The 15,017-nt window shown below is 63.0% G+C and carries 9 protein-coding genes; 8 read left to right on the forward strand and 1 reads right to left on the reverse strand.

All coding sequences use genetic code 11. The annotated features are described in order from the left end of the window. Positions 1-20: 20 nt before the first annotated feature. The gene (locus OGR47_RS14830; RefSeq protein ID WP_165053165.1) at positions 21-776 is read right to left on the reverse strand and encodes a hypothetical protein; all 756 of its coding nucleotides are present in this window, start codon (positions 774-776) and stop codon (positions 21-23) included. Positions 777-1,189: 413 nt separating this feature from the next. On the opposite strand from OGR47_RS14830, the gene eno reads away from it, so the two are divergent. The 8 genes from eno (at position 1,190) to OGR47_RS14870 (ending at position 14,835) form a co-directional block, all read left to right on the forward strand. Next, a complete protein-coding gene (gene eno, locus OGR47_RS14835; protein ID WP_165053168.1) occupies positions 1,190-2,473 on the forward strand; it encodes a phosphopyruvate hydratase in 1,284 nt (427 codons plus the stop codon). A 277-nt stretch (positions 2,474-2,750) separates the two neighbouring features. Beyond that, the gene (locus OGR47_RS14840) at positions 2,751-5,462 is read left to right on the forward strand and encodes a valine--tRNA ligase (RefSeq protein ID WP_165053302.1); all 2,712 of its coding nucleotides are present in this window, start codon (positions 2,751-2,753) and stop codon (positions 5,460-5,462) included. Positions 5,463-5,677: 215 nt separating this feature from the next. Continuing rightward, positions 5,678-8,683, forward strand: coding sequence for a DNA polymerase I (gene polA / locus OGR47_RS14845; RefSeq protein WP_165053172.1), 3,006 nt, complete (start codon positions 5,678-5,680; stop codon positions 8,681-8,683). 264 nt (positions 8,684-8,947) lie between these two features. Next, a complete protein-coding gene (locus OGR47_RS14850) occupies positions 8,948-9,229 on the forward strand; it encodes a hypothetical protein (protein ID WP_165053175.1) in 282 nt (93 codons plus the stop codon). Between the two features lie 305 nt (positions 9,230-9,534). After that, positions 9,535-11,478, forward strand: a complete 1,944-nt coding sequence (locus tag OGR47_RS14855) for a PrkA family serine protein kinase (RefSeq protein WP_165053178.1) — start codon at positions 9,535-9,537, stop codon at positions 11,476-11,478. Positions 11,479-11,523: 45 nt separating this feature from the next. Further along, positions 11,524-12,816, forward strand: a complete 1,293-nt coding sequence (locus tag OGR47_RS14860) for a YeaH/YhbH family protein (RefSeq protein WP_165053305.1) — start codon at positions 11,524-11,526, stop codon at positions 12,814-12,816. Continuing rightward, the gene (locus tag OGR47_RS14865) at positions 12,813-14,330 is read left to right on the forward strand and encodes a SpoVR family protein (protein ID WP_165053180.1); all 1,518 of its coding nucleotides are present in this window, start codon (positions 12,813-12,815) and stop codon (positions 14,328-14,330) included. The genes OGR47_RS14860 and OGR47_RS14865 overlap by 4 nt, the downstream gene beginning before the upstream one ends. A gap of 22 nt (positions 14,331-14,352) precedes the next feature. Continuing rightward, positions 14,353-14,835 (forward strand): MEKHLA domain-containing protein, encoded by a 483-nt coding sequence (locus tag OGR47_RS14870; protein WP_165053182.1) that lies wholly within the window; start codon positions 14,353-14,355, stop codon positions 14,833-14,835. The last annotated feature ends 182 nt before the right edge of the window (positions 14,836-15,017 follow it).

Raw genomic sequence — 15,017 nt, forward strand, 5'->3', positions numbered from 1 at the left:
GGTTTTAATACAAGACCTAATCAAGGATCTCTGTCATCGGCGCACTCGCCTGTGCGCAACGTGATGGGATGCGCAGTCATCCAGCCGGAAAGAAAGCGATTTCCGTCGCCCTTGAGCGCCGCCTGCATCTCGGCGCGGATGATTTCCAGCCATTTCTGGCGCCGGTCGGGCGTGTTCATCTCGGCCGGCACGCCAAGATCGATGGCCTTGATGGCGAATTGAAACGGCATCGCGTGCCAGAAGGCGACCGCGCCCCCGCCCTGCATGGCCTCGACGGCCGACTCGGGCGTCTTTGCGAGCTTTTCCTGCTCGGCGAGCGGCACGGGGTCGCTTTTGCCGTTTGCGGCCGCGGCGATGACGACGCCATTGCGGTAGAACATATTGGTCACGGCGCCCTTGCGCTCGGCCGCAAGATTGCCGCCGATGACGAAAGTGGCCTTGGACTTCTCGACCGCGCATTTCGCCATGCGGTCGAAACAAGCCGCCACGCCGGACATATGAGCGGCGCATCCGGTCTCGATCCATTTCGCCATTTTTTCAGGCGTCACATCGAGGATGTAGGCGACGTTCCCGCCATAGTCGCAGCGCTGCACCAGCGCCGCCGGCCAGCCCTGGAAATCCTCCGAGACGGGGGCGCATGTCCCCGCGCGAACGGGAGATTTGTCGAAAATGGCCTTGATGGCGGCGACATGCTCCGCCGTCTGCGCAACCGCGCCTTGCGCGCCAGATATCATCGCGACCGCCGCGAGAGCGATTTGTCTTTTGCCGAAAGCCATTTCCGATTTCCTCCCAACCAATTCTTTGCTTTTCAGGCGTTCTGAACGCCCGCCTTTATTTGATAAAACTCACGGTAATGGCCGCCCCACGCCAGTCAACCGGCTTGATGATCAGGCGGGCGGGTGGCCTTTTGGCTTGGCAGGGGCAGTCATTCGCGGCGGGCCGCAGGCCTGACCGAGAACCCAGGGGCAAAAATCCGAGTAATTTGCAGCCGCTCTCGGTTCCCGATCCCCCGCTTGCGCGAGCGTGGGGGAATGGCAGCTCGTCGAGGCGGGGTCCTTTACCCAATCACCCCGGCGCGCCCAATACTCACGCTTGCCATGCTAATCCGCCCAGCTAGGCTTCCCCGCGCCGACTAATGGGGCTAAAAGGCGGCGGCTCGCTTTGCGGCGCATCGAACAGAGGCCCATATATGACCGAAATCATCGACATCCACGCCCGTGAAATTCTCGACTCGCGCGGGAATCCGACCGTTGAGGTCGATGTGACGCTGGAAGATGGGTCTTCCGGCCGCGCCGCCGTGCCCTCGGGCGCCTCCACCGGCGCCCATGAGGCCGTAGAAAAGCGCGACGGCGACAAGTCGCGCTACCTCGGCAAGGGCGTGCTGCAGGCGGTCGATAATGTGAACGACGAGATCGCCGGCGCGCTCCTTGGCCTCGAGGCCGAGGATCAGATCGCCATCGACCAGGCGATGATCAAGCTCGACGGCACGCCGAACAAGAGCCGCCTCGGCGCCAACGCCATTCTCGGCGTCTCGCTCGCCGTCGCCAAGGCCGCCGCCGAGGCCACCGCTTTGCCGCTCTACCGCTATATCGGCGGCACGCAGGCGCGCGTTCTGCCGACGCCGATGATGAACATCGTCAATGGCGGCGTCCACGCCGACAACCCCATCGACTTCCAGGAATTCATGATCATGCCGACGGGCGCGGACAGCGTGCGCGAAGGCATCCGCTGGGGCGCCGAGATTTTCCACACGCTTAAAGCTGCGTTGAAGAAGGCCGGCCTCAGCACCTCGGTGGGCGACGAAGGCGGCTTCGCGCCGAACCTCCCCTCCGCCGAGGCGGCGCTCGATTTCATCATGAAGGCCATCGAGGACGCGGGCTTCAAGCCCGGCGTCGACGTGCATCTTGCCTCGGACTGCGCGGCGACCGAGTTCTTCAAGGACGGCAAATATGTCTATGAAGGCGAGGGCGTGACCCGCACGATCGACGAGCAGGTCGCCTATCTCAAGAAGCTCGCCGAAAGCTATCCCATCGTCTCCATCGAGGACGGCATGGCCGAGGACGATTGGGAGGGCTGGAAGAAGCTTACCGACGCCATCGGAAGCAAGGTACAGCTCGTCGGAGACGATCTCTTCGTGACCAACGTCACCCGCCTCTCGAAGGGCATCAAGAGCGGCACGGCCAATTCGATCCTGGTGAAGGTCAATCAGATCGGCTCGCTCACCGAGACGATCGCGGCCGTCGATATGGCGCATCGCGCCGGCTACACCAGCGTGATGTCGCATCGCTCGGGCGAGACCGAGGATTCGACGATCGCCGATCTCGCCGTCGCGCTGAACTGCGGCCAGATCAAAACCGGCTCGCTCGCCCGCTCCGACCGCACCGCCAAATACAACCAGCTCATCCGCATCGAGGAGGAGCTGGGCGAGGCGGCGATCTACGCCGGCAAGAGCGCGATCAAGCAGCTGGCCTGATCGCGCGCCGCGATCTCGGGGCTCCATCCCTCCCCTTTACGGGGAGGGTGGCGAGCGCAGCGAGCCGGGCGGGGTCCGGCCTTGCTGTCCGCATCGTCATTGCGAGCGAAGCGAAGCAATCCAGAGCCCGCGTGACGCCGCTGGATTGCTTCGGAGCTTCGCTCCTCGCAATGACGGAGGCGCTCGACGCTACCCCACCCGACCCCGCTTCGCGGGGCCACCCTCCCCGTACAAGGGGAGGGATTTTTGTAACAAACGCCCGGCTTACCCGATGACCATGGAAAAAACCTTCGATCCCCGCTCCATCGAGAGCCGCATCCGCACCACCTGGGAAGACGCGCAGGTCTTCCGCGCCGGGCGGCCCGAGCGCGCCGCCGCCAAGCCCTATTCCATCGTCATTCCGCCGCCCAACGTCACCGGCAGCCTGCATATGGGCCATGCGCTCAACAATACGCTGCAGGACATTCTCGTGCGCTATCACCGCATGAAGGGCCTCGACGTGCTGTGGCAGCCGGGCACGGATCACGCCGGCATCGCCACGCAAATGGTGGTCGAGCGCCAGCTCATGGAGCGCCAGGAGCCCGGCCGCCGCGAGATGGGCCGCGAGAAATTCCTCGAGCGCGTCTGGGAGTGGAAGGCGGAATCCGGCGGCAAGATCGTCGAGCAGTTGAAGCGCATTGGCGCCTCCTGCGACTGGTCGCGCGAGCGCTTCACGCTCGATGAGGGCCTATCGCGCGCGGTGGCGAAGGTTTTCGTGCAGCTCTTTCGCGACGGGCTGCTTTATAAGGACAAGCGCCTCGTCAATTGGGACCCGGTGCTGCACACCGCGATCTCCGATCTCGAAGTGTTGCAGCAGGAAGTGAAGGGTCACCTGTGGCGCTTCAAATATCCGGTCGTGGACGACGCCGGCAAAGAGACCGGCGATTACATCGTCGTCGCGACGACGCGCCCTGAGACCATGCTCGGCGACACGGCGGTGGCCGTGCATCCAGAGGACGAACGCTACAAGGCGCTCGTCGGCAAGAGGTTGCGCCTGCCGCTCGTCGGCCGCTTCATCCCGGTTGTTGCGGACGAATATTCCGACCCCGAAAAGGGCACGGGCGCGGTGAAGATCACCCCTGCGCATGACTTCAACGACTTCGAAGTCGGCAAGCGGCATGGGCTGCGGCTCATCAATGTGCTCGATGCGCAAGCGCGCATGACGCTCGCCGCCAACGCCGAATTCCACGAAGGCGTCGAACCCTCCGAGGAACTCGCGGCGACCGTCGCCGCGCTCGACGGCCATGACCGTTTCGATGCGCGCAAGCGCGTCGTGGAGATGATAGAGGAGCGCGGCCTTCTCGACGGCATCGACGACCACAAGCATATGGTTCCGCATGGCGACCGCTCCAACGCCGTGCTGGAGCCGCGCCTCACCGACCAATGGTACGTCGACGCGAAAACGCTGGCGCAGCCGGCGCTCGCCGCCGTGCGCGACGGCCGCACGAGCTTCGTACCGAAGAATTGGGAAAAGACCTATTTCGATTGGCTCGAAAACATCCAGCCATGGTGCGTGTCGCGCCAGCTCTGGTGGGGCCATCGCATCCCCGCGTGGTACGACGCCGACGGCAATGTCTATGTCGAGGAGAGCGAAGAAGCGGCCCATGCCGCCGCCCGCGCGCGCACCGGCGAGAATGTGGCCCTCACGCGCGACGAGGACGTGCTCGACACCTGGTTCTCCTCCGCGCTCTGGCCCTTCTCGACGCTCGGCTGGCCGGATGAGACGCCGGAGCTCGCCCGCTTTTATCCGACGAATGTGCTGGTCACGGGCTTCGACATCATCTTCTTCTGGGTCGCCCGCATGATGATGATGGGCCTGCACTTCAAAAAGGAGATTCCCTTCCACGACGTCTATATCCACGCCCTCGTCCGCGACGAGAAGGGCGCGAAGATGTCGAAATCGAAGGGCAATGTCATCGATCCGCTGCAGCTCATCGACGAATATGGCGCCGACGCCTTGCGCTTCACGCTCGCCGCCATGGCGGCGCAGGGGCGCGACATCAAGCTCTCGACGCAGCGCGTCGAAGGCTACCGCAATTTCGCGACCAAGCTCTGGAACGCCTCGCGCTTCGCCGAGATGAACGGCTGCGCGCGCGTCTCGGGCTATGACCCGCGCGCCAATAAGGTGACGCTCAACCGCTGGATCGTCACGGAAGCGGCGCGCACGGTGCGCGATGTCTCGGCCGCGATCGACGCCTATCGCTTCAACGACGCGGCGGGCGCGGCCTATCGCTTTGTCTGGAACGTCTTCTGCGACTGGTATGTGGAGCTGACGAAGCCGCTCCTCACCGGCCCCGACGGCGCCGAGAAAGATGAAACGCGGGCGACCACCGCCTTCGTGCTCGACCAGATTTACGCCCTGCTGCATCCCTTCATGCCCTTCATCACCGAGGAGCTGTGGGCGATCAAGGGCGCGGAAGGCCCCGCGCGCGACAGCCTGCTCGTTCTCGCGCAATGGCCGTCGCTCGAAGGCCTGGAGGACGCCGAGGCCGAGAGCGAAATCGGCTGGGTGGTGGACCTGATCTCGGAAGTCCGCTCGCTGCGCGCCGAGATGAACCTGAACGTTGAAACCGAGCTTCTGCTCATCGGCGCCGACGCCGGCCTTCAGGCGCGCGCGACGCGTTGGGAGGAGACGATCCGCAAGCTGGCGCGCCAGTCGAAGATCGGCTTTGCCGACGCCGCGCCGAAGTCGTCGGCGCAGATCATCGTGCGCGGGGGCGTCGTCGCCATTCCGCTCGAAGGCGTGATCGACCTCGGCGCGGAGAAGGCGCGCCTCGCCAAGGAAATCGGCAAGCTCGAAGGCGAGGTGAAGAAGGTCGACGCCAAGCTCGCCAACCCGGGCTTCCTCGCCAAGGCGGACGAAGACGTGATCGAGGAGCACAAGGAGCGCCGCGACGAGGCGCAGGCGCGCATCGAGAAGCTGTCGGCGGCGATGGGGCGGTTGGGGTAAGGGCCCCCTCCCCGGCCCTCCCCCGCCAAAGCCCGTCGAAAGACGGGCGTCTTTCGACGCCCTATGGCGGGAGAGGGAGCAGATTGGCGCCTTCATCAGACACCACAACCGTCATTGCGAGCGCAGCGAAGCAATCCAGAGCCGCAATGACCGCCTTTGGCGCTCACCTCGCAATGACGGGAGACGGCAGGGAAAGTCGGCGCTAAAATGCCCCCATGACTCTCACGCACAAGCCCGTCGGCCCAGGCTCTCACGTCTTCCTCGTCGACGGCTCCTCCTTCGTCTTTCGCGCCTATTTCCAGTCGATCCGGCAGGACGCGAAATACAACTACCGCTCCGACCGGCTGCCGACCGGCGCGGTGCGGCTCTTTTGCACCAAGCTCCTGCAATTCGTGCGCGAGGGAGCGGCGGGCGCGACACCCACCCATCTCGCCATCATCTTCGACAAGAGCGAGAACAGCTTCCGCAAGGAAATCTATCCAGAATACAAAGCGCATCGCAGCGAGCCGCCGGAAGACCTCGTCCCACAGTTTCCCCTGATGCGCGCAGCCGTGCGCGCTTTCGGCCTCACGCCGATCGAGCAGGACGTCTACGAGGCCGACGATCTCATCGCCACCTACGCCGCGCAGGCGCGCAAAAAGGGCGCGGATGTGCTCATCGTCTCCGCCGACAAGGACCTCATGCAGCTCATCGGGCCGGGCGTGACCATGTACGACCCGGCCTCCGGGGCGGCGGGGGCCAAAGGCTCGCGTGAAGAACGGCTGATCAATGAGGCGGAGGTCATCGACTATTTTGGCGTGACGCCGGACAAGGTGGTCGACGTGCAGGCGCTCGCCGGCGATTCGACGGATAATGTGCCCGGCGCCAAGGGCATCGGCATCAAAACCGCCGCCCAGCTCATCAATGAATATGGCGATCTCGACACGCTGCTGGAAAATGCGCCGGGCATCAAGCAGCCCAAGCGCCGCGAGGCGCTGACCGACCCCGATGCGGTCAATCTCATCCGTCTGTCCAAGAAGCTCGTCGAGCTCGTGCGCGACGCGCCGGTGGAAACGAAGCTCGACGATCTGGGTCTGCACCAACCCGATCCAAAGAAGCTCGTGGCCTTCCTGCAGGCGATGGAGTTCACGACCATTACGCGTCGGGTCGGCGAACTCTATGGCGTCGATATTCACGAGGTCGAACCCGATCCGCATTTTGTCGGCCCCGCGGGCTGGCGCGCCCGCAATGGCGAAGTCGATCATGCCGCGGCGCCGGCGGCGCCAAAGCCGAAGGAGGCGCGCACGCCCGCAGCTGAGAAAGGCACGGAAGGTTTTTCGCCTGCAACGCTCGTCGGCGCCCGCAAAGCGGCGGCGCTCGCCGAGAAGATCGACCGCTCGACCTATGAGACGGTGATGTCCGTCGAGCGGCTCGAACAATGGGTCACAGACGCCTTCGAGGCGGGGATCGTCGCGCTCGACACGGAGACCACCTCGCTCGATCCGTTGAGCTGCGACCTCGTGGGCGTGTCGCTCGCGCTCGGGCCGGGTCGCGCCTGCTATATTCCGCTGCAGCACCGCGAGGGCGGAAATGGCGATCTCTTTGGCGGCGCCGACCTCGTCGCCGGCCAGATTCCGCTTGAGACCGCAATCGAAAAACTCAAGCCGCTCTTTGAGGACGACGCCGTGCTCAAAGTCGCGCAGAATATGAAATATGATCTGCTCGTGCTCTCGCGCTACGGCATCGACGTCGCGCCGATGGACGACACGATGCTGATCTCCTACGCGCTGGATACGGGCCGCAACAATCACGGGCTCGATGAGCTCGCGCAAAAACATCTTGGACACGAGAACATCACTTTCGCACAGGTTGCGGGCTCAGGCCGTAATTTCATCGGCTTCGCGCGCGTTCCCCTCGATAAAGCGATGGAATATGCAGCCGAGGACGCCGATGTCTCGCTGCGCCTGTGGCGCGCGCTGAAACCGCGTCTCGCCGCCGAAGGAAAGGCCGCCGTCTATGAGACGCTGGAGCGCCCCATGGTCACGACGCTGGCGCATATGGAGCGGCGCGGCATCACCATCGACCGGCATATGCTCTCGCGCCTCTCGGGCGAATTTGCGCAGGACATGGCGCGGCTGGAGGCGGATATTTTCGATCTCGCCGGCGAGAGCTTCAATCTCGGCTCTCCCAAGCAATTGGGGGACATTCTCTTCGGCAAGATGGGCCTGCCCGGCGCCAAGAAGACAGCGACGGGCGCCTGGTCGACCTCCGCCAGCGTGCTCGAAGATCTCGCAGTGGAAGGCAACGAATTCTGCCGCCGCATTCTCGACTGGCGCCAGCTCTCCAAGCTCAAAAGCACTTACGCCGACGCGCTGCCGGGCTTCGTGAACAAGGAAACCGGCCGCGTCCATACTTGCTATTCGCTCGCCTCGACGACGACGGGGCGGCTTTCGTCGTCCGAGCCCAATCTGCAAAACATTCCCGTGCGCAACGAGGCCGGCCGCAAGATCCGCAAAGCCTTCGTCGCCTCGCCGGGCCATGTGCTGATTTCGGCCGACTATTCGCAGATCGAGCTGAGGCTGCTCGCGCATATCGCCGACATTCCCCAACTGAAAAAGGCCTTCGCCGACGGCGTCGACATCCACGCCATGACGGCCTCGGAAATGTTCGGCGTGCCGGTGAAGGATATGCCGCCGGAAGTGCGCCGCCGCGCCAAGGCGATCAATTTCGGCATCATCTACGGCATTTCGGCCTTCGGCCTGGCCAATCAGCTCTCCATCCCGCGCGAGGAAGCGGGGGCCTATATCAAGCGCTATTTCGAACGCTTCCCCGGCATCCGCGACTATATGGACGCCACCAAAAAGACCGTGCGCGAGAAGATGTGCGTGACGACCATTTTCGGCCGCGCGCTGCATTTCCCCCGCATTGCTTCGGCCAATGCGTCCGACCGCGCCTTTTACGAACGCGCCGCGATCAACGCGCCGATACAGGGCGCCGCCGCCGACATTATCCGCCGCGCCATGGTGCGCATGGACGCCGCGCTGGTCGAAGCGGATTTGTCGGCGCAGATGCTGTTGCAGGTGCACGACGAGCTCGTCTTCGAGGCGCCGCAGGCCGAGGCTGAGGCGACAATCGCACTCGCCCGTCGCGTGATGGAGGAAGCGCCCCTCCCTGCCGTCGCGCTTACCGTTCCGCTACAGGTCGACGCTCGTGCGGCCAAGAACTGGGACGAGGCCCATTAGGCTTCCTCATCCTTCCTGAAAGGCTGGATCGGCGCGCAAGAGATGCGCGAGGCCGCCCCGCGCCTCTCAAGGAGCTGCTGCGGCGCCTATCTCCTCCAGGCTCTCAAGGAGGCGGAAGGCAGGCTGGGCGAAAGCCAGACGAGCGCAGGGGCCCGTCTGCGCCCCCCGCCATCGTAATGGCGCAAACGTCGGTTTTTCATGGGCTACGCTGAAGGCGCCGCCTCGCCCGAGGCGAATCATTCGCAATCCAAAAAAGGTCTTCCAATGCAAAACATCGCTCTTCGCCGCCCAGCCAAGAAGGCATTTATCGTCGCCGCCGTCCTCATGGGCGCCCTGCCGCTCTATGGCTGCTATACGCCTGGCGAACGCGCCCTCGGCGGCGGCCTGATCGGCGGCCTGGGCGGCGCGGGCATTGGCGCGCTCGCGTCAGGCGGCATGGCGGGCCCGACGCTCGCAGGCGCGGCCATCGGCGCCGCTGGCGGCGCGCTCGTCGGCGCCGCTACGGCCCCGCAGCCGCGTTACTACCGCCGTCGCCACTACTACTGAGCCCAACTCGCGGCCCGGCCTGATCGCCGGGCCGCATCAAAAGCCCCCCAGCCTATCGGTAGCTTGCCGCTGCCGCCAGCTTAAGCTCAGCAAAGAGGCGCGCGCCCTCGGCGGTGGCCCCGCCCAAGCAGTCATAACGCCTCGTCCGACGAGAGTTATCCCGCCCCAGCGCCGGGCGCTGCGCCGAAGAGACTGGCGTCCACATGTCTTATCGCTCTGTCTCATATTGAAATCAGCGCAGGCTTGCTCAGGTACCTTCTGTTGGAACGCGCACGATCCCGCGTTCATGTGGAGGGGCCCCACCTATGGCGAACACCGACGTCTTCGCAGATTTCGTTCACTTCTATAAAGAGCGGCAGGCGGCAGAGATGTCGCTCGAGTCATATCTGCAACTTTGCCGAGAGAATCCAAAAACCTACGCCAGCGCTGCAGAGCGTATCCTCGCCGCGATCGGCGAGCCCGAGCTTCTCGATACGTCGAAAGACACGCGGCTCGGCCGCATTTTCATGAACCGCACGATCCGCGTCTATCCGGCCTTCGCCGAATTCTACGGCATGGAAGAGACGATCGAACGCATCGTGAGCTTCTTCCGCCATGCGGCGCAAGGACTGGAGGAGCGCAAGCAGATCCTCTATCTGCTCGGACCGGTCGGCGGCGGCAAGTCGTCGCTCGCCGAACGCCTCAAGGCGCTGATGGAAGCCAATCCCATCTATGTGCTGAAGGCCGGCTCCGAGCTCAGCCCCGTGTTCGAAAGCCCGCTGTCGCTATTCGATCCAGCGGAAGCGGGACCTATCCTTGAAGAGCGTTACGGCATTCCGCGGCGCCGGCTCGGCACGATCATGAGCCCCTGGTGCCTGAAGCGGCTCGATGAATTCAAGGGCGACATCTCCCGCTTTACGGTCGCCAAGATCTCGCCCTCGCGCCTGCGCCAGATCGCCATTGCAAAGACAGAGCCCGGCGATGAAAACAATCAGGATATCTCCTCCCTCGTCGGCAAGGTCGATATTCGCAAGCTCGAGGCGCATGCGCAGGCCGATCCGGACGCCTATAATTATTCCGGCGGCCTGAACCGCGCCAATCAGGGCCTTCTCGAATTTGTCGAGATGTTCAAGGCGCCCATCAAGATGCTGCACCCCCTGCTCACCGCAACGCAGGAGGGCAATTACATCGGGACGGAGAATATCGGCGCCATTCCCTTCTCGGGGATCGTTCTTGCCCATTCGAACGAGGCCGAGTGGCAAAGCTTCAAGTCCAACCGCAACAATGAAGCGTTCATCGACCGCATCTATGTGATCAAGGTGCCCTATTGCCTCCGCGTGACGGAGGAGCAGCGCATCTACGAAAAACTGCTGCGCGAATCCGAACTGGCGAACGCCTCCTGCGCGCCCAACACGCTGGAAATGCTTGCGCGCTTCATCGTCCTGTCTCGCCTGAGCCCGCACGAGAACTCGAACCTCTTCTCGAAGATGCGCGTCTACGACGGCGAAAGCCTGCGCGAGGTGGACCCCCGCGCGCGCAGCATTCTCGAATATCGGGAGGCGGCCGGCGTCGACGAAGGCATGACCGGTCTTTCGACGCGCTTCGCCTTCAAAGTACTCGCCGCGACGTTCAATCATGATACTGTCGAGGTCGCGGCTGACCCCGTCCATCTCATCTATGTGCTCGAGCAGGCGCTGCGGCGCGAACAGCTTCCCGCGGAGACGGAGAAGCGATATATTGAGTTCATCAAAGGGGAACTTGCCCCGCGCTACGCGGAATTTATCGGCAAGGAAATTCAAAAAGCCTATCTTGAGTCTTATCAGGACTATGGCCAGAATCTTTTCGACCGCTACATCGATTATGCAGACGCATGGATTGAGGACCTGGATTTCAAGGATCCCGACACCGGACAGATGCTCGACCGCGAGCTGCTGAATCAGGAACTAACAAAAATCGAAAAGCCGGCCGGCATCGCCAATCCCAAGGACTTCCGCAACGAGGTGGTCAAATTCGCGCTGCGTTGGCGCGCCTCGAACAAGGGGCGCAACCCTTCCTGGGCAAGCTACGAAAAGATCCGGGACGTGATCGAAAAGAGAATGTTCTCGCAGGTGGAAGACCTTTTACCGGTCATCAGTTTCGGAACGAAGAAAGACAACGAAACAGAAAGCAAGCATACGGAGTTCGTTAACCGCATGGTCGCTCGCGGCTACACGGAGCGGCAGGTGCGGCGCCTGGTCGAATGGTACATGCGCGTGAAGCAGGCGGGCTGATAAGGTTTCGCCGGCGACGCGCTTGCAAGGATCGTGAAGGAAGAGATGCGCATCGTCGATCGCCGGCTCAATCCAGGGGGCAAAAGCTTCTCCAATCGTCAGCGTTTTCTCCGCCGTGTCCGAGACACGGTGGAGCGCGCCGTTCGTGAAGCGAGCCGCGAGCGCGCCATCGAAGATCTGGAGAACGCCCAGGAAGTCACCGTGCCCGCAGACGGCGCGCGCGAGCCCATGTTTCGGCATACGCGCGGCGAACGTCGGGACTATATCCTGCCAGGGAATCGCGATTACATCGAAGGCGATCTGATCGACCGGCCGACGGACGAGAGCGGCGGCGGCGGGACGGAGCCGGGGCGCGGCAACGGCCAGGAAGACGCCTTCAGATTCGTTCTTACGCGCGAGGAATTCCTCAGCATCTTTCTCGACGATCTGGAGCTGCCCGATTTCGCCAAGCGCGGTCTTGTCGACGCTCAGAAGCTCGGCTCGCGCCGCGCCGGCTATTCGACGAGCGGCACGCCGGCCAATCTCGCGCTTGGCCGCACCATGCGAATGTCGCTCGCAAGGCGCATCGCCATGGGCCGGCCCCCGCGCGCGGCAGTCGAGCAGCTCGAAGAGGAGATTGCCGGCGCAAAGGAAAGCGACTCGCTCGAGATCATCGACGAAAGACTGCGCGCCGCGCGGGCGCGACGGATGCGGATTCCCTTTCTCGACCCCGTCGATCTGCGCTACCGCCATTTTGAGCGCTTCCCCAAGCCCGTGGCGCAGGCGGTGATGTTCTGCCTCATGGACGTCTCCGGCTCGATGACGGAACATATGAAGGATCTCGCCAAGCGCTTCTTCATGCTGCTGCATGTGTTTCTCACGCGCCGCTATGAGCGCGTCGAGATCGTCTTCATCAGACATACCGACGAAGCGCAGGAGGTCGACGAGGAGACCTTCTTCCGATCGGCGGAAACCGGCGGCACGATCGTCTCGTCGGCGCTTGCCGAGATGGATCGCATTATCGTCGATCGCTTCGATCCGGCGAATTGGAACATTTACGGTGCCCAGGCGTCCGACGGCGACAATATGATGAGCGACAATCAGCGCACGCGGGAGCTGCTGCAGGACAAGATTTTACCGCTCTGCCAATATTTCGCCTATCTCGAAGTCGCGAACTCACATGAGGGCTCTCCCCTCTCCTATGTGGGCGGCAGCTCGCTGTGGAACGCCTATGCGCCGCTTGCGGCGAGCGAGCGAAATTTCCAGATGCGACGCGTCTCACGCCGCGAGCATATCTACCCCGTGTTTCGCGAGCTGTTTCAGCGCCGCGAAGGCGCGCGCGCGGAGCCCGCGACATGAGCGATGCGCTTCTCTTCACAGGCAAGGACTGGAGCTTCGAGACGCTCCAGCACATTCACGACGCCGTCGAAGTCGTCGGCAAGCAAGAGCTCGGCCTCGACACTTTCCCCAATCAGATCGAAGTCATCACCGCCGAGCAGATGCTCGACGCCTATTCGTCGACCGGCATGCCGCTGCTCTACCGGCATTGGTCGTTCGGCAAGCGCTTTGCTCAATATGAAGGGGTTTATCGCGCAGGCCTGCAAGGGCTCGCCTATGAGATCGTCATCAACGCCAACCCCTGCATCAGCTATGTAATGGAAGAAAACAGCGCCACCATGCAGGCGCTGGTGATCGCTCACGCGGCCTTCGGCCACAATCACTTTTTCAAGAACAACTACCAGTTCCGCCAATGGACGGACGCCTCCGGCATCCTCGATTATCTCGCCTATGCCAAGAACTACATAGCCGCCTGCGAGGAGCGCTACGGAGAGTTGGAAGTAGAGCGACTTCTCGACGCCGCTCATGCGCTTGCGCCTCAGGGCGTCGATCGCTACCCGCGCAAGCGGCCGATCAGTCTTTCAGACGAAGAAAGGCGCGACCGCGATCGGCGGGAGGAGCACGAGCGGCTCTACGACGATCTGTGGCGCACTGTGCCGCGCAGCGGCGAGAAGACGAAGAAAAACATCGATCACCAACGCGCGCTCCTGCGTCTCCCGCAGGAGAACGTCCTTTACTTCCTCGAGAAGACCGCCCCCAAGCTGCAACCCTGGCAACGCGAAGTGCTGCGCATCGTGCGTCTCATTGCTCAATATTTCTATCCGCAGCAGCAAACCAAGGTTATGAATGAAGGCTGCGCGACCTATTGCCATTACCGCATTATGAGCCGGCTGCATGAGAAAGGACAGATCAGCGACGGCAGCTTCCTCGAATTCCTGCATTCCCACAGCAACGCCATTCGACAACCGACGGCGCATGATCCCTCCTATGGCGGGGTCAATCCTTACGCGCTCGGCTTCGACATGATGTCCGATATTGCACGCATCGTTCGCGAGCCGACCGAAGAGGATCGGCTGTGGTTCCCTGAGATCGCGGGACGTAACGATGAGATGGCGGTGCTCAAAGAGGTCTGGGCCAATTACCGCGACGACAGTTTCATCGCGCAATTCCTCAGCCCGCATCTCATGCGCAAATGGCGGCTTTTCCATATTGTCGATGAGGAAGACGCGCCCAAGCTCAAAGTGGAAAAGATTCATAATGAGCGCGGCTATCATGATCTGAGGCGCAGCCTCGCCGCCGAATATGAGGTCGGCCGGCATGCGCCGGACATTCAGGTCGTCGACGTCGATCTGGCGGGCTCCCGCAAGCTCGTGCTGCAACACCGCGTTTTTTCCGGAAAGCTGCTCGACGTCGTCGACGCCGCGCTGGTCCTGCGCCATCTCACTTTGCTCTGGGGCTATGACGTCCTGCTCGAAGAGGTCGACGCGACGACGAATGAAGTGCTAAAGGCGCATCTGGCGTCGCCAGAGCAATAAGGGCGCGCCCTCACGAGGGAAAATGTCGACCTTTCGCGCTGAATTTCCGCCCGACCTTTGGGAGCGCTGGATTTCGCATTCCACGCATTTGCTCGACTCCTATCGCAAGGCGACGGGCCACGATCTCATGCCGCGCGGCGGCGACGCTGCCGCGGAGGCCGAGCGCCTGCTTGCCGCGCCTTTCGTCGTCGTCTCGCACGGGACCGAGACGGACCCAATCCTCAACTATGGCAATCGCGTCGCGCTGGCGCTGTGGGAGATGACGCCCGCGCAACTGATCGCGACGCCTTCGCGTCTGACCGCAGAGGCGCCGCTCAGGGAAGCGCGCGAGAGGTTCTTGGCGCAAGCCGCGCGCGACGGCTTTGTGCGCGGCTATGAGGGCGTGCGCATCAGTGCGACCGGTCGGCGCTTCCAGATCTCCAACGCCACGATTTGGAACGTGGCGGACGACGCCGGCCATCCCGTCGGGCAGGCGGCGACTTTCGCGCGATGGACTTTTCTCTGACCGCTGTCATTCCCGACGCTCGCGAACCGAGCGATGGGGAATCCGAAAGCGACTTCTTTTCGTCATTGCGAGCGTAGCGAAGCAATCCAGAGCGGCGACTACGGCCCAGGATTGCTTCGTCGCTTGGCTCCTCGCAATGACGGAAATATTTGGCTCTGGATTTTCCGGCCGGCTTTCAGCCC

Source organism: Methylocystis sp. MJC1 (genome assembly GCF_026427715.1).
Lineage (GTDB): Bacteria > Pseudomonadota > Alphaproteobacteria > Rhizobiales > Beijerinckiaceae > Methylocystis.

Excerpts from the sequence above, each read along its gene's own strand:
- OGR47_RS14840 (WP_165053302.1), top strand. The coding sequence starts at position 2,751 with ATGGAAAAAACCTTCGATCCCCGCTCCATCGAGAGCCGCATCCGCACC.
- OGR47_RS14870 (WP_165053182.1), top strand. The coding sequence starts at position 14,353 with ATGTCGACCTTTCGCGCTGAATTTCCGCCCGACCTTTGGGAGCGCTGG.
- polA (WP_165053172.1), top strand. The coding sequence starts at position 5,678 with ATGACTCTCACGCACAAGCCCGTCGGCCCAGGCTCTCACGTCTTCCTC.
- OGR47_RS14855 (WP_165053178.1), top strand. The coding sequence starts at position 9,535 with ATGGCGAACACCGACGTCTTCGCAGATTTCGTTCACTTCTATAAAGAG.
- OGR47_RS14850 (WP_165053175.1), top strand. The coding sequence starts at position 8,948 with ATGCAAAACATCGCTCTTCGCCGCCCAGCCAAGAAGGCATTTATCGTC.
- OGR47_RS14865 (WP_165053180.1), top strand. The coding sequence starts at position 12,813 with ATGAGCGATGCGCTTCTCTTCACAGGCAAGGACTGGAGCTTCGAGACG.
- OGR47_RS14830 (WP_165053165.1), bottom strand. The coding sequence starts at position 776 with ATGGCTTTCGGCAAAAGACAAATCGCTCTCGCGGCGGTCGCGATGATA.
- eno (WP_165053168.1), top strand. The coding sequence starts at position 1,190 with ATGACCGAAATCATCGACATCCACGCCCGTGAAATTCTCGACTCGCGC.
- OGR47_RS14860 (WP_165053305.1), top strand. The coding sequence starts at position 11,524 with ATGCGCATCGTCGATCGCCGGCTCAATCCAGGGGGCAAAAGCTTCTCC.